The organism is Luteimonas sp. A501, from assembly GCF_054052085.1.
Genome location: NZ_JBSVRI010000006.1, coordinates 59,251 through 80,631, shown reverse-complemented (window position 1 = coordinate 80,631; position 21,381 = coordinate 59,251). Strand labels below are relative to the sequence as shown.

The 21,381-nt window shown below is 69.7% G+C and carries 16 protein-coding genes and 1 pseudogene; 14 read left to right on the top strand and 3 right to left on the bottom strand.

Features of this window, described 5'->3' with window-relative positions:
• Positions 1-19 precede the first annotated feature (19 nt).
• Complete coding sequence (locus ACW7G5_RS14235; RefSeq protein ID WP_457005579.1) at positions 20-2,041, top strand: methyl-accepting chemotaxis protein; 2,022 nt, start codon at positions 20-22, stop codon at positions 2,039-2,041.
• Between the two features lie 11 nt (positions 2,042-2,052).
• Positions 2,053-4,242 (top strand): annotated as a pseudogene (locus tag ACW7G5_RS14230) (Hpt domain-containing protein); the annotation flags it as partial.
• Between the two features lie 829 nt (positions 4,243-5,071).
• Here ACW7G5_RS14230 and ACW7G5_RS14225 read toward each other — a convergent pair.
• Positions 5,072-5,926 (bottom strand): pentapeptide repeat-containing protein, encoded by an 855-nt coding sequence (locus ACW7G5_RS14225; RefSeq protein WP_457005624.1) that lies wholly within the window; start codon positions 5,924-5,926, stop codon positions 5,072-5,074.
• Positions 5,927-6,000: 74 nt separating this feature from the next.
• Between ACW7G5_RS14225 and ACW7G5_RS14220 the strand changes: the two genes are divergently transcribed.
• The 3 genes from ACW7G5_RS14220 to ACW7G5_RS14210 are packed head-to-tail and all read left to right on the top strand — an operon-like array spanning position 6,001 to position 10,355.
• Positions 6,001-8,367 (top strand): response regulator, encoded by a 2,367-nt coding sequence (locus tag ACW7G5_RS14220; RefSeq protein WP_457005622.1) that lies wholly within the window; start codon positions 6,001-6,003, stop codon positions 8,365-8,367.
• Positions 8,360-9,853 carry a chemotaxis protein CheB gene (locus ACW7G5_RS14215; RefSeq protein WP_457005577.1) on the top strand — a complete coding sequence of 498 codons (1,494 nt, stop codon included), beginning with the start codon at positions 8,360-8,362 and terminating at the stop codon, positions 9,851-9,853. The genes ACW7G5_RS14220 and ACW7G5_RS14215 overlap by 8 nt, the downstream gene beginning before the upstream one ends.
• A 13-nt stretch (positions 9,854-9,866) precedes the next feature.
• On the top strand, positions 9,867-10,355 hold the full coding sequence (locus ACW7G5_RS14210; RefSeq protein ID WP_457005575.1) for a chemotaxis protein CheW: 489 nt from the start codon (positions 9,867-9,869) through the stop codon (positions 10,353-10,355).
• Positions 10,356-10,370: 15 nt separating this feature from the next.
• On the opposite strand, the gene ACW7G5_RS14205 is transcribed toward ACW7G5_RS14210, so the two are convergent.
• The gene (locus ACW7G5_RS14205) at positions 10,371-11,108 is read right to left on the bottom strand and encodes a 16S rRNA (uracil(1498)-N(3))-methyltransferase (RefSeq protein WP_457005573.1); all 738 of its coding nucleotides are present in this window, start codon (positions 11,106-11,108) and stop codon (positions 10,371-10,373) included.
• Between the two features lie 273 nt (positions 11,109-11,381).
• Positions 11,382-12,788 (bottom strand): adenosylmethionine--8-amino-7-oxononanoate transaminase, encoded by a 1,407-nt coding sequence (gene bioA / locus ACW7G5_RS14200; protein WP_457005571.1) that lies wholly within the window; start codon positions 12,786-12,788, stop codon positions 11,382-11,384.
• Between the two features lie 38 nt (positions 12,789-12,826).
• On the opposite strand from bioA, the gene nudE reads away from it, so the two are divergent.
• From nudE to ACW7G5_RS14155, 9 genes are all read left to right on the top strand, one after another.
• Entirely contained in the window at positions 12,827-13,381 is a 555-nt protein-coding gene (nudE, locus tag ACW7G5_RS14195; RefSeq protein ID WP_457005569.1) for an ADP compounds hydrolase NudE, read from the top strand.
• On the top strand, positions 13,368-14,204 hold the full coding sequence (cysQ, locus tag ACW7G5_RS14190; RefSeq protein ID WP_457005567.1) for a 3'(2'),5'-bisphosphate nucleotidase CysQ: 837 nt from the start codon (positions 13,368-13,370) through the stop codon (positions 14,202-14,204). The genes nudE and cysQ overlap by 14 nt, the downstream gene beginning before the upstream one ends.
• A gap of 352 nt (positions 14,205-14,556) precedes the next feature.
• Positions 14,557-15,393, top strand: coding sequence for a nucleoside triphosphate pyrophosphohydrolase (mazG, locus tag ACW7G5_RS14185; RefSeq protein ID WP_457005620.1), 837 nt, complete (start codon positions 14,557-14,559; stop codon positions 15,391-15,393).
• Between the two features lie 39 nt (positions 15,394-15,432).
• Positions 15,433-15,735: an Mpo1-like protein gene (locus tag ACW7G5_RS14180; RefSeq protein ID WP_457005565.1), complete on the top strand. Its 303-nt coding sequence runs from the start codon at positions 15,433-15,435 to the stop codon at positions 15,733-15,735.
• Positions 15,736-15,825: 90 nt separating this feature from the next.
• The gene (locus tag ACW7G5_RS14175) at positions 15,826-16,539 is read left to right on the top strand and encodes a response regulator transcription factor (RefSeq protein WP_457005563.1); all 714 of its coding nucleotides are present in this window, start codon (positions 15,826-15,828) and stop codon (positions 16,537-16,539) included.
• 18 nt (positions 16,540-16,557) lie between these two features.
• Complete coding sequence (locus ACW7G5_RS14170; protein WP_457005562.1) at positions 16,558-17,850, top strand: sensor histidine kinase; 1,293 nt, start codon at positions 16,558-16,560, stop codon at positions 17,848-17,850.
• Positions 17,851-17,914: 64 nt separating this feature from the next.
• Positions 17,915-19,405 (top strand): efflux RND transporter periplasmic adaptor subunit, encoded by a 1,491-nt coding sequence (locus tag ACW7G5_RS14165; RefSeq protein ID WP_457005560.1) that lies wholly within the window; start codon positions 17,915-17,917, stop codon positions 19,403-19,405.
• Complete coding sequence (locus tag ACW7G5_RS14160; RefSeq protein ID WP_457005558.1) at positions 19,402-20,106, top strand: ABC transporter ATP-binding protein; 705 nt, start codon at positions 19,402-19,404, stop codon at positions 20,104-20,106. Before ACW7G5_RS14165 ends, ACW7G5_RS14160 begins: the two co-directional genes overlap by 4 nt.
• Positions 20,103-21,335 (top strand): ABC transporter permease, encoded by a 1,233-nt coding sequence (locus ACW7G5_RS14155; protein ID WP_457005557.1) that lies wholly within the window; start codon positions 20,103-20,105, stop codon positions 21,333-21,335. Before ACW7G5_RS14160 ends, ACW7G5_RS14155 begins: the two co-directional genes overlap by 4 nt.
• Positions 21,336-21,381: the final 46 nt, after the last annotated feature.

The following is a 21,381-nucleotide window of genomic DNA, read 5'->3' as shown; positions in this document are numbered from 1 at the left end:
ACAGGCCAGGGGTAATTCCATGAGCAACGTGATCGACAACGAGACCGGCAAGGGTCGCAGCATCGGTGCCAGGGTCTGGATCTGGCTCCTGGTGGCCGCGCTGCTGGTATTCGCAGGCAACACCATTTATGCCATGACCAAGGCCTCGCGCCTGGGCGGCGCCAGCACCGCGGCGTCCAGCCTGCAGGTGAACTCGCAGCGCCTGGCCAACCAGGGCCGGGAAGCGGTCGACGGCAGCAGCGCCTCGTACACCGCGTTCAAGGCCACCAAGGCCGCGATCGACGGCGATATCCAGCAGCTGATCGGCAACTTCGGCGAGACGCCCGACGTCGCCGGCGAAATCCGCGCCGTGGCCGCCACCTGGGAGCCCCTGGCCGCCAACGCCGGGCAGGTCATCGCGAGCGAGGCCGCCGTGGTCGCCTTCGCCGGCAATGCCGAACGCTTCACCCAGGCCGTGCCGCAGCTGCAGGCGCAGCTCGACGAAGTGGTGCGCGCGATGTCGGCCAGCGGCTCGCCGTCCTCGCAGATCTACATCGCGCTGCGCGAAGTGGTGCTGGCCTCGACCATGGCCCGCCGCGTGACCGAGATCCAGGCCGGTGGCCCGGGTGCATCGCTGGCCGGCGACGCCCTGGCCCGCGACGCAGGCGTGTTCGAGCAGGTGCTGGCCGGCCTGCGTTCGAGCGACGAGGCGATGAACGTGCAGGCGCTGTCGAACGCCGCGGCCCTGGCCGCGCTCGACCAGGCGGCGTCGCAGTGGGAAGAGATGAAGAAGGACCTGGACGCGATCCTGTCCAGCTCGCAGAACCTGTTCAGCGCGCAGAACGCGGCCGCCTCGCTCACCACCGGCTCCGACAAGCTGCTCGACGACAGCGAGACCCTGTTCCAGTCGCTGACCACCTTCGGCTCGCTCAACGACACCTCGATCCTCGGCAACATCTGGATCTCGATCGCCTTCCTCGGCCTGGCCGCGCTGGCCCTGGTCGGCCTGATGCGCGAGCTCAGCCGCGACCGCCGCGAGCGCTACGAAACCACGATGGAGCTCAACAACCGCAACCAGGAGGCGATCATGCGCCTGCTGGACGAAATGGGTTCGCTCGCGGAAGGCGACCTGACGGTGAAGGCCACGGTGACCGAGGACATGACCGGCGCCATCGCCGACTCGATCAACTTCGCCGTCGAGCAGCTGCGCAGCCTGGTGCAGACGATCACCGACACCTCGGTGCAGGTCGCGTCCAGCGCGCAGGAAACGCAGGCCACCGCCATGCACCTGGCCGAGGCCGCCGAACACCAGGCGCAGGAGATCAACTCCGCGTCCGACCGCATCAACGAGATCGCGCTCAGCATCAACCAGGTGTCGCGCAACTCCGCCGAATCGGCCGACGTGGCGCAGCGCTCGGTGCAGATCGCGACCAAGGGCGCGGGCGTGGTGCGCGAGACGATCGCCGGCATGGACTCGATCCGCGACCAGATCCAGGAGACCTCCAAGCGCATCAAGCGGCTGGGCGAAAGTTCGCAGGAGATCGGCTCGATCGTCGAACTGATCAACGACATTTCCGAGCAGACCAACATCCTGGCGCTGAACGCGGCGATCCAGGCGGCGTCCGCCGGTGAAGCGGGCCGCGGCTTCGCGGTCGTGGCCGACGAAGTGCAGCGACTGGCCGAACGCGCCTCGAACGCGACCAAGCGCATCGAGACCCTGGTCGAGACCATCCAGTCCGACACCAACGAAGCCGTCAGCTCGATGGAGCAGACGACCTCCGAGGTGGTCGCCGGTGCGCGCCTGGCCGAGGACGCGGGCACGGCGCTGGGCGAGATCGAAAGCGTCTCGACCAGCCTGGCGGCGCTCATCGAAGGCATCTCCGGCGCGTCGCAGCAGCAGTCCGCGGCGGCGTCGAACATCACCGAGACGATGAACACCATCCAGTCGATCACCGCGCAGACCTCGCAGGGCGCCAACCAGACCGCGGAGTCGATCGGCAACCTGGCCCAGCTCGCGGCCGACCTGCGCCGCTCGGTCGCCGACTTCAAGCTGCCGGCCTGAAGCACAGACCGATGACCGCACTGCGCGACGCGATCGACTACACCACGCTCGGCTGGGTCAAGCCGGAGCTCGACGAGACCCTGCGCCAGGCGCGGATCGAAATCGAGGACTTCGCGGCCGATCCCACCGACACCAGCCGCATGCGCTTCTGCGCCGGCTACCTGCACCAGGTGCAGGGCACGCTGCGCATGGTCGAGCTGTATGCGCCGGCGATGGTGGCCGAGGAAATGGAGCGCCTGGCGCAGGCGCTGCAGGACGGCGCCGTGGCCGACCGCGACGCCGCCTGCGCGATGCTGATGCGTGGCGTCGTGCTGCTGCCCGACTACCTCGAGCGCCTGCAGAGCGGCCACAAGGACATCCCGATCGTCCTGTTGCCGCTGCTCAACGACCTGCGCGCGGCGCGCGGCGAGACCGGCCTGTCGGAAAGCGTGCTGTTCGCCCCGGACCTGCAGCGCCCGCTGCCGGGCGACCTGGCGCCGGTGGCCGTCGCCAACGATCCGGTGCCCGTGCGCAACGCGCGCGCCCAGCCGCTGCTGGCCGAGCTGCGGGCGGCGATGGTGGCGTGGCCGGAGGGCGGCGGCGCTGTAGGCGGGACGCTGGCAACGACGCTTGACGCCCTGCTTGGCCATGTCCAGGCCGAGCCTGCGCGACGCATGCTCTGGGTGGCGGCTTCCGTCGCCAGGGCCACCGCCGACGGCGCGCTGGAGGCGACCCCGGCGCTGCGCCAGGCCTTCGCCAGCGTCGAGCGCGAGTCGCGCCGCCTGTTCGAAGACGACGGCTTCGGCATCCCGCGCGCGGAAGCCTCGCTCGAGCCGACCCGCCAGCTGCTGTACCACGCCGCCCACGCGAGCGCCGACCACGCCGACCTGCGCGCGCTGCACGACACCTTCGAGCTGCAGGCGCAGCTCCCGACCGACTCCGAGATCAGCCACGCCCAGGGCAGCATGACCGGCCGCAACCGGGCCCTGCTCGACACCGTGGCCGCGGCGGTCAAGGAAGATCTGCTCCGGGTCAAGGACGCGCTCGACCTCCACCTCCGCACCGGCGAGACCGACCTCGAGCGCCTGGCGCCTCAGGTCGAAGCCCTCGGTCGCGTCGGCGACACGCTGGGCATGCTTGGGCTGGGCATCGCCCGCGGCGTGGTCGAACAGCAGCGCGAGGCAATGGCCGAGATCGCCGCGGGCCGGCGTCCGGCCGACGAGGGCGCGCTGCTCGACGTCGCCGGCGCGCTGCTCTACGTTGACGCCACCCTCGACGACCAGGTCGCGCGCCTCGGCGCCGGCGACCAGGACGCACCGGTGCAGGGCGACCTCGCTGCGGGCGAGGCGGACAAGGTGCTCGACGTGCTTGCGCGCGAGGCGATCGCCAACTTCGCCGACGCCCGCCAGGCGTTCGTCGCCTTCATCGAGACCGGCTGGGACCACGGCGAGCTGGCCGAAGTGCCGCGCCTGCTGCGCGAGGTCGCCGGCGCCCTGGAGATGCTGGAACTGCCGCAGCCGGCGGCCTACCTGGCCGGCGTGCGCCGCTACATCGAAGACGAACTGATCGACAGCCGGCGCGTGCCCAACGGCCGCCAGCTCGACACCTTCGCCGACGCGCTGGCCAGCCTCGAGTACTACCTCGAGGCCCTGCGCGAGAACCGTTTCAACCGCGAGGAAATCCTCGACGTCAGCCGCCACAGCCTGGAGGCGCTCGGCTACTGGCCGCTGCCCGCCGAACGGACGCCGGAGCAGGCACTGCCGGAGCAGGCCGTGAGCGAGGGGCCGTTGGTGAGCGAAGCCGACATCGAACGCACGGTGGCGGCGCTGATCGATCGCGCCCCGGCACCGGCTGCGGCTGATGCATCGGCAGCGCCGGACCGCACCACACAGCCTTCCGCCACCGCGCCTGCGGCCGCGGGCAGCGGCGGCTTCGAAGCCACAGGCGACGAGATCGACGACGAGATCCGCGAAGTCTTCCTCGAGGAGTTCGCCGAGGAGATCGACAACCTCGACCAGCTGTTGCCGATGTGGCGGGCGCAGCCCGACGACCTCGAGCGGCTGCGCCCGATCCGCCGCGTCTTCCACACGCTCAAGGGCAGTGGCCGACTGGTCGGCGCGCGCACGCTGGGCGAGTTCAGCTGGAAGATCGAGAACATGCTCAACCGCGTGCTCGACGGCACGCGCGCGGCCAGCCCCGCCGTGGTGGCCATGGTCGACCAGGCGTTCTACACCCTTCCCGAACTGCAGGCGGCGCTGCGCGGCGACGCTGCGGTCCGGTCCGACCTCGCACGCATGCAGGCTTCGGCCGAGCGCATCGCCGCGGGCGACGAGGGCATGCCGGACGAAGCGACCGGCGCGGAGCAGTACAGGATTGCCGCGCCCGCGGCGGACGCGGCTCCCGAGCCCGCCGTACCGGCCCCGGTGGCCGATGCCGATGCCAATGCCGGTGAAGCCGGTGTTGTGGATGCCGACACCGCAGAGAGTGCCGCTGATGTGGAAGTCGACGCGGTCGACGGCGAAGCGGCGGTCGCGGACGGGTTCGAGATGGTTCCGGCTTCCGTCGACGCCCTCCTGCTCGAAATCCTCGATGCGGAGGTCGCCGGCCACCTGGTCACTGTCGATGCATGGGTGGCACGGGCATCGACGGAAGGCACGCCGGCGTCGGAGGGACTGTTGCGCGCGCTGCATACGATGAATGGCGCATTCGCGATGACCGAAGTGCCCACGGTGGCCCAGGCGCTGACTCCTGGCGAGGCCTATGTGCGCCGCCTGCTCGCAAGCGCCGCACCGGCACCTGCAGAGGGCGTTGCCGCGATCGGCGAGCTCGCCAACGTCGCCCGAGCGGCAATCGTCGGCCTGCAGTCCGCGCGCCCGGAAGTGCCGGTGGTCGTGGCGCTGGCCGCACGCCTCGCGGCGCTGCGCGATGGTTTGCCCGCACCGGCACCCATGGATGCCGGTGTGCTCGACGCAGGCGCGGACGCCGATGGCGACGCGCACGACCTCGCGGCGCCGACGCTGGTGGATGTCGACCTCAGCGCATACGCCGGTTTCACCGACTCCGCTGCTGAAGATGCGCAGCAGGATCGGAGTGCCGGGGACGCTGCAGCGGAGCGTGTCGAAGCGGAGCGTGTCGAGGCGGAGCGTCTCGAAGCGGAGCGTGTCGAAGCGGAGCGTGTCGAAGCGGAGCGCCTCGAAGCGGAGCGCCTCGAAGCGGAGCGCATCGAAGCGGAGCGCATCGAAGCGGAGCGTGTCGAAGCGGAGCGTGTCGAAGCGGAGCGTGTCGAAGCGGAGCGTGTCGAAGCGGAGCGTGTCGAAGCGGAGCGTGTCGAAGCGGAGCGTGTCGAAGCGGAGCGTGTCGAAGCGGAGCGCACAGACGTCGAGCGCGCCGAGTCGGAGCGTGTCGAAGCGGAACGCATCGAGGTGGCGCGTCTCGAAGCCGAACTCGCCGAAGCCGAGCGTGCCGAAGCCGAGCGCATCGAGCTGGCAGAGCTTGAAGCGCAGATCCTGGAACTGGAGCGCATCGACGCCGAACGCGCGGAGGCCGAGCGCCTCGACGCGGAACACGACGATGCCGAACGCCGGGAAGCCGAACGTACCGAGGCAGAGCGTCTCGAGGCCGAGCGTCGCGAAGCAGAGCGTCTCGAGGCCGAGCGCGTTGAAGCCGAACGCCTCGAAGCCGAACGAGTTGAAGCTGAGCGCCACGAAGCCGAGCGCCTTGAGGCGGAACGCTTCGAAGCGGAGCGCGCTGAAGCCGAACGCCTCGAAGCCGAACGAGTTGAAGCTGAGCGCCTCGAAGCCGAACGAGTTGAAGCTGAGCGCCTCGAAGCCGAGCGCCTTGAGGCGGAACGCCTCGAAGCGGAGCGCGCTGAAGCCGAGCGGCTTGAAGCCGAGCGTGTCGAAACAGAGCGCCTTGAAACAGAGCGCCTTGAAGCCGAGCGCCTCGAAGCCGATCGCGTCGGCGCGGCCGCGAGCACGGCGATGCTTGCCGCGATCCCGGACGAAGAGGATCCGGACGTCGAGTTCGACTTCAGTGGCCTGGACTCCGAGCTGGTCGACATCTTTGTCGAAGAAGGCCGCGACCTCCTTGACCACTCCGACGGCCTGCTGGCACGGCTGCGCGAGACCGCCGACGATCGTGAATCACTGGTCGGCCTGCAGCGCGACCTGCATACGCTCAAGGGCGGCGCGCGGATGGCCGGTGTATTCGCCATCGGCGAACTTGGCCACTCGATGGAATCGCTGCTGGAAGCGGTGTCTGAGCAGCGCTTCGACCTTGCACGCGGCGACGTACCGCTGCTCGAGCGCGGTTTCGACCGATTGCATGCGATGGTCAGCCGCGTTGGCGAGCGGCTGGCGATCAGCCCTTCGCAGGGCCTGATCGAGGCCTTCGATGCGCGTGCCCGAGGCGAGGACCTGGTGGGTGCTGGCGCGGCGCTTGGCGGACGTGCCGCCCCGCCGGTCGTGGTGCTGCCGCCGCTCACCCCGCCGGTCGTGGACACGCTCCATGCCGACGACGAAGACATCACCGTCCGCGCTCCGCAGGAGCAGGTGCGCATCCGCGCCGACCTGCTCGATCGCCTGGTCAACTACGCGGGCGAGGTGGCGATCTATCGCGCCCGCCTTGAGCAGCAGCTGGGCGCCTTCCGCGGCGCGATGGGCGAGATGGAGCAGACGAACATGCGTCTGCGCGACCAGCTCCGCCGCCTCGACATCGAGACCGAAGCGCAGATCATCGCCCGCTACCAGCGCGAGCAGGATTCGGCGGATCCGACCTTCGACCCGCTGGAGCTCGATCGCTTCTCCACCCTGCAGCAGCTGTCACGTGCGCTGGGCGAGTCCGCGGCCGACCTGTCGAGCCTGCAGGGCACGCTCGACGACCTGACGCGCCAGTACGAAACCCTGCTGCTGCAGCAGTCGCGCGTCAGCTCCGACCTGCAGGAAGGCCTCATGCGCACGCGCATGGTGCCCTTCGATTCGCTGGTTCCGCGCCTGCGCCGCGTGGTCCGCCAGGCCGCGACCGAAACCGGGAAGCATGCCCAGCTCAAGCTGGATGGCGCCCAGGGCGAACTCGACCGCAACGTCCTCGAGCGCATGACCGCGCCGCTGGAACACATGCTGCGCAACGCCGTTGCACACGGCCTCGAGAAGCCGCGCAAGCGTCGTGACGACGGCAAGCCCGACGAGGGCTCGGTGCGCATTTCGGTGCGCCGCGAGGGCTCTGAAGTCGTACTGGTGGTCGCCGACGACGGCGCGGGCCTCGACCGCGCCGCGATCCGCCGCCGCGGCGTCGAGCGCGGGCTGATCCGCGACGACGTGGCCCTGGTCGACGGCGACCTGGATGCGCTGATCTTCGAACCCGGCTTCTCCACCGTCGACGAGGTCAGTCGCCTGTCCGGTCGCGGCGTCGGCATGGACGTGGTCGCGAGCGAGGTCCGCCAGCTCGGCGGCGCGCTCGACATCGCCAGCGTGCCCGGCAAGGGCACCACGTTCACCATGCGCCTGCCGCAGACGCTGGCGGTGACCCAGGCGGTGTTCGTGAAGATCGGCGACACCAGCTTCGCCGTGCCGATCGCCTCGGTCCGGGGCGTCGGCCGCATCTCGCGCGAGGAGTTCGAGCAGCCGGGGGCGAGTTATGCCTACGGCGGCGAGGATTACACGGTGCACGACCTCGGCGGCCTGGTCGGCCATGCCGCGGCGCGCGCCGAAGGCCACTTGCAGATGCCGCTGCTGCTGATCCGTTCCGGTGAACTGCGCGTGGCGGTGGCCACCGACCAGATCCTCGGCAACCGCGAGATCGTGGTGAAGCCGGTTGGCCCGCAGGTCGCGTCGGTGCCGGGCATCTTCGGCGCAACGATCATGGGCGACGGCAGCGTGGTGGTGATCCTCGACATCGCGCCGCTGGTGCGTCGCCAGCAGGTGGCGCAGCCGCGCGACGCGATGCCGGTCGCTGCGGCCGGGCACCGCCGCGTGCCCCTGGTCATGGTGGTCGACGACTCGATCACGATGCGCAAAGTCACCGGCCGCGTGCTTGAGCGCAACAACTACGAAGTCGCCACGGCGAGGGACGGCATCGATGCGCTCGAGCGGATGGTCGAGCGCGTGCCCGACCTGATGCTGCTCGATATCGAGATGCCGCGGATGGACGGCTACGAGCTTGCGACGGCGATGAAGGCCGACCCGAGGCTGCGCAACGTGCCGATCATCATGATCACCTCGCGGACCGGCGAGAAGCATCGCCAGCGCGCATTCGAGATTGGCGTCGAGCGCTACCTCGGCAAGCCGTACCAGGAGAACGAATTGCTGCGCAATGTCCATGACCTGCTGGAGCTGCAGCGCGATGGCTGAGCAGGGCACGCCCCCCGTGCGGGTACTGCTGCTTGCGCGCCCCGGCGAAGCCCGGCAACGCCTGGAGGCAGCGATCCGCGAAGCCGGCGCGGAGCTGGTCGCGGTCGTGGACCCGGCCGATGGCGACCCCGCTGCGACCCTCGCCCTGGCACCGGCGGCAGTACTCGTGGCCCTGGAGCCCGCGATCGAGGATTCGCTCGAGCACTTCGACGCGCTGCTGTCGGATCCCGCCGTATTGGTGATGTTCGACGAGGCCGAAGTGGCCGCGCAGCGCGATGGCTGGGATTCCGCACGCTGGGTGCGGCATCTCGCCGCCAAGCTCAACGGGCACGAGGACGTCTTGCCTCCGGGTGCGGGATCCGACGACGCCGTGCATCCCGCGCCTGGCCGGCTTCCGGAGCGGAGCTTCGATCCAGCCAGCGTGGACATCGACGCCCTCGCCGATACCGCCCTGGACCTCGCCGCCGACGTGCCGCGTGCCGAGGGATTCGAATCGCCCCGGCCGGAAGCCGGTGCGGGCGAGTCGAACGTTGCCGGTCTGGTCTCCGCCGAAGACATGGACTGGTCCTCGTCCTCCGATGCCTACGAGGCATCCCTTGCGGACGATCCCGACCTGGCCGAACTGCTGGCCGGGGTGGCCGCCACCGCTGCGGATCCCGAGGCCAGCAGGGATGAAGCCGCCGCGTCCCCGGGCGTGGACTCTGGCGACGCCGTTGCGGTTGATCCGCTCACGCTTGGCGACGGCCTCTCGCTGGCCGACGACGACGCGCCGATCGCGACGCGCGAAGAGGGCGAGCCGGCGGTTGATCCGCTTTCGCTCGGTGATGGCCTGTCACTGGCCGACGACGATGCGCCGATCGCGACGCGCGACAGTGGCGGCGACGCCATCGACATCGACGCGCTTGCCTTGCGCCTCGATGGTCTGTCGCTCGCCGACCCGGACAGCTACGGGCACGGCGTGCTGCGCGGCGCGGTCATGGTCGAAGCGGGCCTCGGCGGCCCGGACGCCGTTCGCCAGCTGTTGGGTGGCCTGGGCGAAGGATTCCCGCGCGCGGTGCTGATCCGGCTGCAGCTCGACGGCGGGCGCTACGAGCGCCTGGTGCAGCAGATGCAGCGTGCCACTGCGCTCCCGGTCGCGCTTGCCGAAGCCGGCGGCCCGGCAGAGCCCGGCACCGTGTACTTCCTGGCGCCGGACATGGCCGTGGTCAGCGATCGCGCACAGCTGCTTTTCGCGATCGCCGACAATGGCGCGCTGGACCACTACGGTTCCCTCGCGGCTGGCGACAGCGTCCTCGTATTCCTCAGTGGTGCCAACGTGGACCGCGTCGATGCCGCGATGGCCCTCGCCGGCGAGGGCGCCATGGTGCTCGTACAGGCACCAGCCAGCTGCTACGACGGGATCGCGGTCGAAACCCTGGTCGCCCGGGGCGCGCAGGCCGCCGAACCCGGCGAGCTGGCGCAGCTCCTGCTTGATCGTTGGCCCTGATGAGGATCCGTCCATGACTTCTCCCGCCATCCAGGACATCCGCGGCGTGCTGATGCAGGTGGAGGGCGCGCGCCTGCTGATGCCCAACGCCATGATCGCCGAGGTGCTGTCCTACGCCCCACCGGAGCCGGTGGCAGACGCGCCGGATTGGCTGCTGGGCCGCATCCGCTGGCGCGGCTGGCAGCTGCCGCTGGCCTCGTTCTCGCGCCTGGCCGGGATCGCCGATGATGTCGGCGGCCTGGGCAGCAAGGTCGTGGTGCTGAAGGCGCTGGGCGGCGACAGCCACCTGCCTTACGTGGCCCTGCTGACCAAGGGCTTCCCGCGCCTGGTGACGGTGTCGCGCGATGCGCTGGTGGCGGACGCTGGCGAGGGCGATGTCGACGGTGACGCGCCGCGATTGCCACTGGGCGTTCTGATGCGCGTGCTGCTCAACGACGAGCCGACGCTGCTGCCCGACGTCGATGCCATCGAAGGTGCCATCCGCGAGGCGCTGGCGGCCTGAGCGCCGCCCCCGACCTCAGCCAAGGTCCCCGAATGCCGCCTGCAGGGCGCTGATTGCGGCAATGCCCGCGGTTTCCGTGCGCAGGACCCTGGGTCCCAGGCGCAGCCCCTGGAATCCGGCCTCGGCAAGTACGGCGCGGTCGCGCGGCGACCAGCCGCCTTCAGGCCCGATGGCAACTACCACGGAGCCTTCGCCGGGATCGGCTAGGTCGCGCACAGTGTCGGCCGCCGTAGGATCAAGCGTGAGCCTGAGCGCCTCGCCCGGCAGCGTGTCGACCGCCCGCGCCAGTGCCAGCGGCGGTCCCACCGGCGGAACGGACGCGCGGCCGCTCTGGCCGCAGGCCGCGGCGACCACGCCCTGCCAGTGGGCCAGGCGCTTCGCCGCGCGCGCATCGTCCAGCCGCACCTCGGTGCGATCGCTGTTGACCGGCACGAATGCGGCGACGCCGAGCTCGGTCGCCTTCTGCAGGATCCAGTCCATCTTCTCGCCGCGGGCCACGCCCTGCAGCAGCGTGATCCGCAGTGGCGACTCGTTGTCCACCGCCTGCGCCGACAGCACTTCCACTTCGCCGCCGCGCTTGCCGGTGGCGGTGATGCGGCAGTCGTAGTCGAAGCCGTCGCCGTTGAACAGCACGCAGTCGTCGCCGACGCCGAGCCTCAGCACCCGCAACAGATGTGCGGCCGCGGCCTCGGGCAGCGCCACCCTCGTGCCGACCGTCAGTGTTTCGTCCACGTACTCGCGGTTCTGGCGCATGGAGGTCCTTTTTTGCCACGGATTTACGCGGATCAGTGCGGATCTGCACGGATAAAGCAAAAGCACTTGCATCTGTAGGAGAAGCTATCGCTGCGACTGCGGACAAGCAAAAGGCCAGGAGCATTTTTGCCACGGATGACGCGGATCTTGCCGGGGCAGCGTGAACCCGTGGCTGGAACGCTTGGCTCCTGGCTTTGTCCTATCGCAGCTATAGCTGCTCCTACAAAAGCAAAGGCGTCTGCTTTATCCGCACTGATCCGAGTACATCCGTGGCTAAGCCTTCTGCGTCGCCTCAATGATCACAGCTTCGGTCGTCCCGGCCAGCAGCGCGAGCTGGTCGTCGTCGATGCAGTACGGCGGCATCCAGTAGAGGATGTCGCCCAGCGGGCGCAGCATGACGCCACGCTCGAGCGCGGCGCGGTAGGCGCGCAGGCCGATCCGCTCGGCGGGATCGAACGGCGTCGTGCGGTCGCCGTCGCGGGTCAGCTCGAAGGCGACCACCATCCCCGCCTGGCGGACCTGGGCCACGTGCGGCAGGCCGGCCAGCGATGCGGCGGCGTCGGCCATCTTCGCCGCGGTCACGCGGTTGCGGGCGATGACGTCGTCGGACTCGAAGATGTCCAGCGTCGCCAGGGCCGCGGCGCAGGCCAGCGGGTTGCCGGTGTAGCTGTGCGAATGCAGGAAGGCGCGCTCGCGGGAGTCGTCGAGGAAGCCGTCGTAGATCGACTGCGTGGCCAGCACCGCGGCCAGCGGCAGGAAGCCGCCGGTGAGCCCCTTGGACACGCACATCAGGTCGGGCATCACGCCGGCCTGCTCGAAGGCGAACATGGTGCCGGTGCGGCCGAAGCCGGTGGCGATCTCGTCGGCGATGAGGAACACGCCGTGCACGTCGCAGAGCTCGCGCGCACGCTTGAGGTACACCGGGTGGTGCATGCGCATGCCGCCGGCGCACTGCAGCCGCGGCTCCAGGATCAGCGCGCAGACTTCGCCGGGATGCTCGTCCAGCAGCCGGGCCAGGGCGTCGGCGGCCTCTTCGGCGCAGTCCTCGTCCGACTGTCCGGGGCGTGCGTTCCAGGCGTCGGGCGAGGGCGTGAACATCGCTTCGACCAGCAGCGGCGCATAGACCCGGCGGTACAGCGGGATGTCGCCGACCGAGAGCGCGCCGATGGTCTCGCCGTGGTAGCCGTTGGACAGCGCCACGAACCTGGTGCGCCGCGGTTCGTCGCCGCGGTTGCGATACCACTGGAAGGCCATCTTCAGCGCCACCTCGACGCCGGCCGAACCGTTGTCGGCGTAGAACACCTTGGCCAGCGGGTCGCGGCCGGGCTGGCGGGGGGCGATCGCGAGCAGGCGCTCGGCCAGTTCGACCGCGCCCTCGTGGGTGGCGCCGGCCAGGATCACGTGCTCGAGCCTGCGCGCCTGGCGCGCGATCGCCTCGGCGATGCGGGGTTCGGCGTGGCCGTGGATGTTGGTCCACCAGCTGCTGACCGCGTCCAGCGTGCGGCGGCCGTCGTGGCCGACCAGCCAGGCGCCGTCGCCGCGGGCAACGCTCAGCAGGGGCATCGTATCGGGGTGTTCCCGCATCTGCGTGCAGGGATGCCAGACGACGGCGAGGTCGCGGGATCGCCAGTCGCCGCCCTCGGCTAGAATGGCGGAATCGTGCAAAGACTTGTCGGACATCGCTGCATTATCGCCCCTCGGCCCGCACGGGGGTGCCGATGACCCGCCGGCTGCCGATCATCCACGACATCACCGAGTCCGATGCCGGTCCCTACCGGCTGGAGCGGATGGACCTGGAGTTCTCCAACGGCGAGCGCCGGCGCTACGAGCGTTTGCATGGCCGCGGCCACGGCGCAGTGGTGGTGGTGCCGCTGCTCGACGACGACACCGTGCTGCTGGTGCGCGAGTACGCCGCCGGCGTGCACCGCTACGAACTGGGCCTGGTGAAGGGCCGCATCGACGCTGGTGAAACCCCGGCCGAGGCCGCCGACCGCGAGCTCAAGGAAGAGGCCGGCTATGGCGCTCGGCGCATCGACGTCCTGCGCAGCCTGACCCTGGCGCCGACGTATATGAGCCATGCCACGCACCTGGTGGTTGCGCGCGATCTTTACCCCGAGCGCCTGCCCGGCGACGAGCCGGAGGAATTGGAGGTGGTGCCGTGGAAACTGGACCGCCTGCACGAACTGATCCTGCGCGAGGACTTTTCCGAAGGCCGCTCGATCGCGGCCCTGTTCATCGCCCGTGACTGGCTGCAGCACCATGGCGGCGGCTGAGGGCGTGGCCGCGGCCGTGCGCGAAGGCGTGATCGCGATCGCCCGCGAGGCGGCGGCGGCGATCATGGCCGTGTACGGCGGCGAGGTCGCGGTGCGCGCCAAGGCCGACGACAGCCCGGTGACGGCCGCCGACCTCGCCGCGCACCGCTGCATCGTGGATGGACTGGCGCGACTGACGCCGGACATCCCGGTGCTGTCCGAGGAGTCGGCGCATATGGTGCCGCTGGAGTCGCGTCGCAGCTGGTCGCGCTTCTGGCTGGTCGATCCACTCGATGGCACCCGCGAGTTCCTCAAGGGCAATGGCGAGTTCACGGTCAACATCGCCCTGGTCGATGACGGCGTGCCGGTCTTCGGGGTGATACAGGCGCCGGTGACGGGCGCCGTCTGGCACGGCGCGCCGGGGCAGGGCGCCTGCCGTCGCGACGGCGACGCGGAGCGCGCCATCGCCACCCGCCGCCCGGCGACCGCGCCGCTGCGCGTGGCCGCCAGCCGTTCGCACCTTGACGCGCGCACCGCGGCGATGCTCGGGCGCATCGGCGAGCACGAATCGATCGGCCTGGGCTCGTCACTCAAGTTCTGCCTGCTCGCCGAGGGCGGCATGGACGCCTACCCGCGCCTGGGCCCGACCAGCGAGTGGGACACCGCCGCCGGCCAGGCCATCCTCGAGGCCGCGGGCGGCTGCGTGCTGGACCTGCGCGGCCGTCCCTTCCGCTACAACCAGCGCGACACCGTGCTCAACGGCGACTTCGTGGCGCTGGGCGATCCCGCGCTGCCGTGGCGGGAGTGGGTTCAAGAGCCTTCTGCCACGGATTTACGCGGATAAGGGCGGATTTACACGGATAGAGCGAAAAACTGGCTGTAGGAGCAGCTATAGCTGCGACCGCGCACAAGCGAAAGGCCAAGCGCATTTTTGCCACGGATTTACGCGGATGACGCGGATTTGGCCGAGGCAAGGATGCCGGCAGAAGCACTTTCCAGGAAAAAGCAGGTGCAAAGCGTGCCGTCGGCACTGGCCTCAGCCAGATCCGCGTCATCCGCGCAAATCCGTGGCTGAAAAGCTTTTCTTCTGCTGTGTCCTATCGCAGCTATAGCTGCTCCTACAATGCTTTTTTGCTCTATCCGTGTGAATCCGCCCGTATCCGCGTAAATCCGTGGCAAAAACGCTTCTCAGGAGTATCGAAGTGTCAGACCAGCTGCAGCGATTGTTGGCAATCATGGCGAAGCTGCGTGATCCCGACGGCGGCTGCCCCTGGGACCTGGCGCAGGATTTTTCGACGATTGCGCCGTATACGGTCGAGGAGGCCTACGAGGTCGCCGATGCGATCGACCGTGGCGACATGGACGGCCTGCGCGAGGAGCTGGGCGACCTGCTGCTGCAGGTGGCGTTCCATGCGCAGATGGCCAACGAGGCCGGTCACTTCGCCTTCGACGACGTCGCGCGGGCGATCTCCGACAAGATGGAGCGCCGCCACCCGCATGTGTTCGGCGATGCCGATGCGGCGGATGCCGATGCCGATGCCGCCCTTGCAAGCTGGGAAGGGATCAAGCGCGCCGAGCGCGCCGCGGCGGGCGAGGCCGACGCCTCGGCGCTCGCGGGCATCACCCGCGGCCTGCCGGAATGGCAACGTGCGGTGAAGCTGCAGGACCGCGCCGCGCGCACCGGATTCGACTGGCCCGGCCCGGCGCCGGTGATGGCGAAGCTGGAGGAAGAGCTGGAAGAAGTTCGCGCGGAATTCGACGCGGTCGCCGCCGCGCCGCACGATGCCGTTGCGCGCGAGCGCCTGGAAGCCGAACTTGGCGATCTCCTGTTCGTGGCCGCCAACCTCGCGCGCCACGCGAAGGTGGATGTCGGCACCGCGCTGCGCCGCGCCAACCACAAGTTCGAGCGCCGCTTCCGCGCCATGGAAGCCTTCGCCGCCGCCGACGGCACGCGCATGGCGGACCTGCCGCTGGACGCGCAGGACGCGTACTGGAACCGCGCCAAGGCAGTCGAGCGGTTCTCCGGCAGCTGAGGCATGATGGCCGGCAACCGGCAGGACAGGAGCCACGGCATGGCCCGCTTCGCGAGTTTCCGCGAGTTCTATCCGTTCTACCTCGACGAGCACCGCAACCGCACGTCGCGACGCCTGCACTTCCTCGGCAGCTGCGGCGCGCTGGGCTTCGTTGCTGCGGCAATCATCGGCGCCGATCCCCGGTGGCTGCTGGCAGCCCTGGCCTGCGGCTACGCCTTCGCCTGGGTCGGCCACTTCTTCTTCGAGCACAACCGCCCGGCCACGTTCCGCCACCCGCTCTATTCCTTCGTCGGCGACTGGGTGATGTTCAGGGACATCCTGACCGGCCGGATCCCGTTCTAGCGCGACCCGCGGCCGGGTCTTCACACCGTCTCGACTGGTTTCCCGGCAGCCTTTCACAAAGCTGAAGACGTCCGTTTGGAGGACACGCACATGCGCGGATCGCAGGAACCGGGTGGCCTGGTGTTGATCGTCGAGGACAACCGCAATATTTCGGAGATGGTGGGTGAATACCTGGAGAGCCGGGGGTTCGAGGTGGATTACGCCGCCGATGGCCTCGACGGCTACCGCCTGGCCAGCGAGAACAATTACGACGTGGTGGTGCTCGACCTGATGCTGCCGCGGCTGGATGGCATCGAGGTCTGCAAGCGCCTGCGCGAAGAAGCCCGCAAGTCGACGCCGGTGCTGATGCTGACCGCACGCGACACGCTGGACGAAAAGCTGGCCGGCCTGGGCGCGGGGGCCGACGACTATCTGGTCAAGCCCTTCGCCGTGGAGGAGCTTGAAGCGCGCTTGCGCGCACTGATCCGCCGCGAGCGCCGCCAGGTGGGCTCCGAAGTGCTGAAGGTCGCCGACCTGGTGCTTGATCCGGCCAGCCTGCGCGCCACCCGCTCCGGCACCGAGCTGCAGCTTTCGCCGATCGGCCTCAAGCTCCTGACCATCCTGATGCGCGAGTCGCCGCGGGTGGTCAACCGGCAGGAGATCGAGCGCGAGATCTGGGGCAACAGCCTGCCGGATTCGGACACTCTGCGCAGCCATCTGTACAACCTGCGCAAGACCATCGACAAGCCCTTCGACAAGCCGTTGCTGCACACCGTGCAGAGTGCCGGCTATCGCATCGCCGACATCGAGCAGCCGCCCGCCTGACGACAGCGGAGAAGGTCGATGCCACAGGGGCTGCCGCGCAAGCTGCGCCGCGTGTTCGTGCTGCAGGCGCTGCTGGCGATCATTGCGGTAGTGGCTTCGCTGTACGTGTCGACTGTGTTCGCGCGCGGTGTGTTGGCGACGCAGTGGGTCAAGACTGAAGCGTCCCGGTTCTGGGGCGAGGTGGCGGAGGATCCCGCCTACCCGCCGCCGTGGACGTCGTCGGTGAACGGCTACTTCGTCCACACCGGCACCGACCCGGTGGACGCCGGCGTGCCCGCCGAGTACATCGCGGCGGGTCCCGGCCTGCACCGGCTGAAGGCCCGGGGCACGTCGCAGCGGCTGCTGGTCGAGGACGGACCCGGTGGCCGCCTGTACCTGCAGATCGCATTCCGGCTGGTCGACGACGTCGGCCGCTGGTCCCTGCTGATCGCGTCGATCCTGACCACGCTCGCGATTGCGACGGTGAGCTGGCTCAGCTACCGGATCGCACGCAGGATGGTGCTGCCGGTGACCGCGATGGCGGCGGAGGTGGCGAGCTGGGATCCGCTGCGTGTCGAACTCGAAGCCATTGATCCCGCCCGACTGCCCGGAGAGGTGGGGCGTGAAGTGCGCATGCTGGAGGGCGCGCTGCGCGGCCTGGCCGAACGCACCCAGGCCTTCACCCGTCGCGAGCGCGACTTCACCCGCGAAGCCAGCCACGAGCTGCGTACCCCGCTGACCGTGGTGCGGGTGGCCGTGGACATACTGCGCCGCGACCCCGATCTGCCGCCGCGGATGCATCGTTCGCTGGACCGCGTGCAGGTGGCTGCGCGCGACATGGAGGCGGTGGTGGACGCCCTGTTGATCCTGGCCCGTGAGGACGTGGCCTTGAACGCCGAGCAATTCGATGCGCTGGAAGTGGCCGCCGAAGCGGTCGTGGCGGGCCAGGCGCTGATCGACGAGCCGGTCGTCGGCGTTTCGCTGGTCGAGCACAGTGCGCCCCGGCTGAGCGGTTCGCGGCGCGCGATGGCGGTGATTCTCGAGCAGCTGGTGCGCAATGCCTGCACCTTCACCCCGACGGGCAGCATCGAGGTCTGCGTGGAGCACGACCGCATCGAGGTCCGCGATACGGGTGTCGGCATGGCGCGCGACGTGCTTGAGCGCGTCTTCGAGCCCTTCTACCGCGCCGACCAGTACGTCGGCGGACGGGGCCTGGGCCTGGCCATCGTGCGTCGCCTGGCGGCACGCTACGGCTGGTCGGTGCATATCGAAAGCACGCTCGGCCAGGGCACCAACGTCATTCTCCGCTTTCCGGTGGCAGCGGACGACTGAGCAGGTCAACGCCGGCGATACTGGTGCGTTAGCCTTCACGACCCCAGCCGGATCACGCAGCGAAATGAGCCAACGACCCAAGCCTGCCAGGCGCCCCCGCAAGACCCTTGCCTTCATCGTCATCGCCGTCCTCGCGCTTGGTGCGGGCGCCTGGTATTTCAGCCAGCGCAGCGCTTCCGCCGACGCCGGGGCGTGGCGCACCGTGGAGGTCGAAGAGGGTGATATCCGCGTCGCGATCTCGGCCACCGGTACCCTGAGCGCGATCTCGACGGTCGTCGTGGGCAGCCAGATCTCGGGGCAGGTCACCGAGGTGCTGGTGGATTTCAACGACAAGGTCGAGCAGGGCCAGGTGCTGGCCCGCATCGACCCCAGCAGCTACCAGGCGCAGATCGAACAGGGCTCGGCGCAGATTGCCAGCGCCCGTGCCAGCCTCGCCCAGGCGCAGGCGACCCTGCGCAACGCCGAACTCGACCACCGTCGCAAGGCGGAGCTGGGCGAGCGCCAGCTGGTGGCGCGCAGCGACATCGACCTGTCCCGCGCGGCGCTCGACCAGGCCCGGGCCCAGGTGGCGTCGGCGCAGGCGCAGATCACGCAGCAGACGGCGTCCACCCAGACCACGCGCATCAACCTCCAGCGCACGGTGATCCGCTCGCCGGTGGATGGCGTGGTGCTGACCCGGACCATCGAGGCCGGCCAGACCGTGGCGGCCAGCCTGCAGGCACCGGAGCTGTTCACCATCGCCGAGGATCTGTCGCAGATGAAGATCGAGCTGGCCGTGGACGAAGCCGACATCGGCCAGGTGCAGGCCGGGCAGGGCGTGAGCTTCACCGCCGACGCCTTTGCCGACCGCCAGTTCCGCGGCGTGGTCGAACAGGTGCGCCTGAGCGCGACCAACACCAGCAACGTGGTGACCTATCCGGTGGTGGTGACCGTGGACAACAGCGACGGCACCCTGCTGCCGGGGCTGACGGTGAACGCCGAGATCGAGGTCAGCCGCCGCGACGGCGTACTGAAGGTGTCCAATGCCGCGCTGCGCTACAAGCCCACGGGTGCCGAAGGCGCCGCGCCGGCGATGGCGCAGGCAGGCACCCGCGGCGGCGTCACCGACGACCTTCGTCGCGAGGCAGTGGCGCTCGAGCTGTCAACGGAGCAGCAGGTGGCATTCGACGAGGCCGTCACGGCGATCCAGGCGCGACAGACAGCACGGCAGGCCGCGCCGGCCGCACGCAATGGCGGCGGCGGAGGCTTCGGCCAATCGCGCGGCGGCGCGCCTTCGGGCGCGATGGCGTCGCAGATCCGCCAGCGCATGCTGCAGCGCTTCCGGGAGGACTTCGCCGGATTCCGCGACAGCCTCGACGCCGCGCAGGCGCAGCGTTGGGACGCAGCCGTGGCGAACCTGGTCGGCGCCACGCGGGCCACGGTCTACAAGCTGGCCAATGGCGGCCCGGAGCCGGTGATGGTCCGCATCGGCGCGACCGATGGCACCGCGACCGAAATTTCCGGGGCGCTGCAGCCCGGCGACCAGCTCATCACCGGCGAGCGCGCCGCGCGATGAGCACAGCCGTGCCGATCATCGAAACCCGCGCGCTGGGCAAGGTCTATTCCGCCGGCACCGAGGCCGAAGTCGTGGCGCTCAAGGGCGTCGACCTGCGCATCGAGCACGGTGCGTTCGTGGCGATCATGGGGCCGTCCGGTTCCGGAAAGTCGACGCTGATGAACCTGATAGGCGGCCTGGATACCCCGGGGTCCGGCAGTTATTTCTGCGACGGCGTGGATGTCTCCACGCTCGACGCCGAGGAGCTGGCGGTGCTGCGGCGCGAGAAGATCGGCTTCGTCTTCCAGGGCTTCCACCTGCTGCCGCGGATGACCGCGCTCGAGAACGTGGCGATGCCGCTGAGCTATGCCCGCGTGCCGCCGGCCGAGCGGCTGCGCATGGCCGAGGAGGTGCTGGACGCGGTGGGACTGGGCGGGCGCACGGGGCATCGTCCCAACGAGCTGTCCGGTGGCCAGCAACAGCGCGTGGCGATCGCGCGCGCGCTGGTCAACAAGCCGCCGCTGCTGCTGGCCGACGAACCGACCGGCGCGCTGGACTCGAAGACCGGCGAAGAGATCCTGGCGCTGTTCAAGCGCCTGCGCGACGAAGGCCACACCGTGGTCCTGATCACCCACGACGCCGAGGTCGCCGCGCACGCCGATCGCACCTACGTGATGCGCGACGGCGAACTGCATCCCGAGCACCCGGAGACCGCGGCATGAAGTTCAGCGACGTCATCCGCACCGCGATCCATGCCCTGCGCGGCAACTGGATGCGCAGCGTACTCACCTCGCTGGGCGTGATCATCGGCATCGCCGCGGTGATCGTGATGGTCTCGGTGGGTCAGGGCACGCAGTCGGAGATCGACAAGATGGTCTCCGGCCTGGGGTCGCAGCGCCTGGACATCTCGCCCGGCTCGCGGCGCGGACCCGGCGGCGTGCGCCAGAGCGCGTCGAGCTATTACACGCTCACCGAGGGCGACGTCGAGGCGATCCGCAACGACATCCCCGAGGTGCAGTACGTGTCCGGCTCGCTCAGCGGCAGCATCCAGGTGGTGTATGCCGAGAACAATTGGTCCAGCCGCTGGCAGGGCGTGCAGCCGGACTACTTCGACATCAATGCCTGGACCCTGGTCGAGGGCGAGGCCTTCGACGCCCAGGACTACGGCGGCGCGGCCAAGGAAGTGATCGTGGGCGAAACCGTGCGCCGCGAACTGTTCGGCGACGAGCCGGCGATCGGGCAGACGGTGCGCCTGGGGCGGGTGCCGTTCGTGGTCGTGGGCGTGCTCGCGCCCAAGGGGCAGGGCGGCTGGGGCCAGGACCAGGACGACGTGATGATGGTGCCGATGCAGACCGCGCGGCGCCGGCTGCTCGGGTCGATGGGCCTGCCGCCGGGCGCGGTGATGCAGGTCGCGCTGACGGTCACCGATGCCGATGACCTCGGCTACGTCCAGGGCGAGGTGGAATCGCTGCTGCGCCAGCGCCACCGCGTCGGCCCCGGCCAGGATGACGACTTCACCGTGCGCAACATCTCCGAGATCGTGGCCACCCGCACCGCGACCACGCGCCTGATGTCGCTGCTGCTGGGCGCAGTGGCGACGATCTCGCTGATCGTCGGCGGCATCGGGATCATGAACATCATGCTGGTCTCGGTCACCGAGCGCATCCGCGAGATCGGGCTGCGGATGGCGGTCGGTGCCGGGCCGTCGGACGTGCGCCGGCAGTTCCTGGCCGAGGCCATGCTGCTGTCGCTGGTCGGCGGCGCCCTCGGCATCATGATCGGAATCGCCGGCGCGCTGCTGGTGGGACGCTTCGGCGACCTGCCGGTGGTCCTGAATGGCCAGGTGGTGGCGCTGGCGGCCGGCTTCTCGGTGGCGACGGGGCTGTTCTTCGGCTATTACCCGGCGCGCAAGGCGTCCCAGCTCGATCCGATCGAGGCCTTGCGCCAGTAGGCAGGCCGCCCTCGGGTTGACCCTGTAGGGGCAGGCCCCGGGTTGG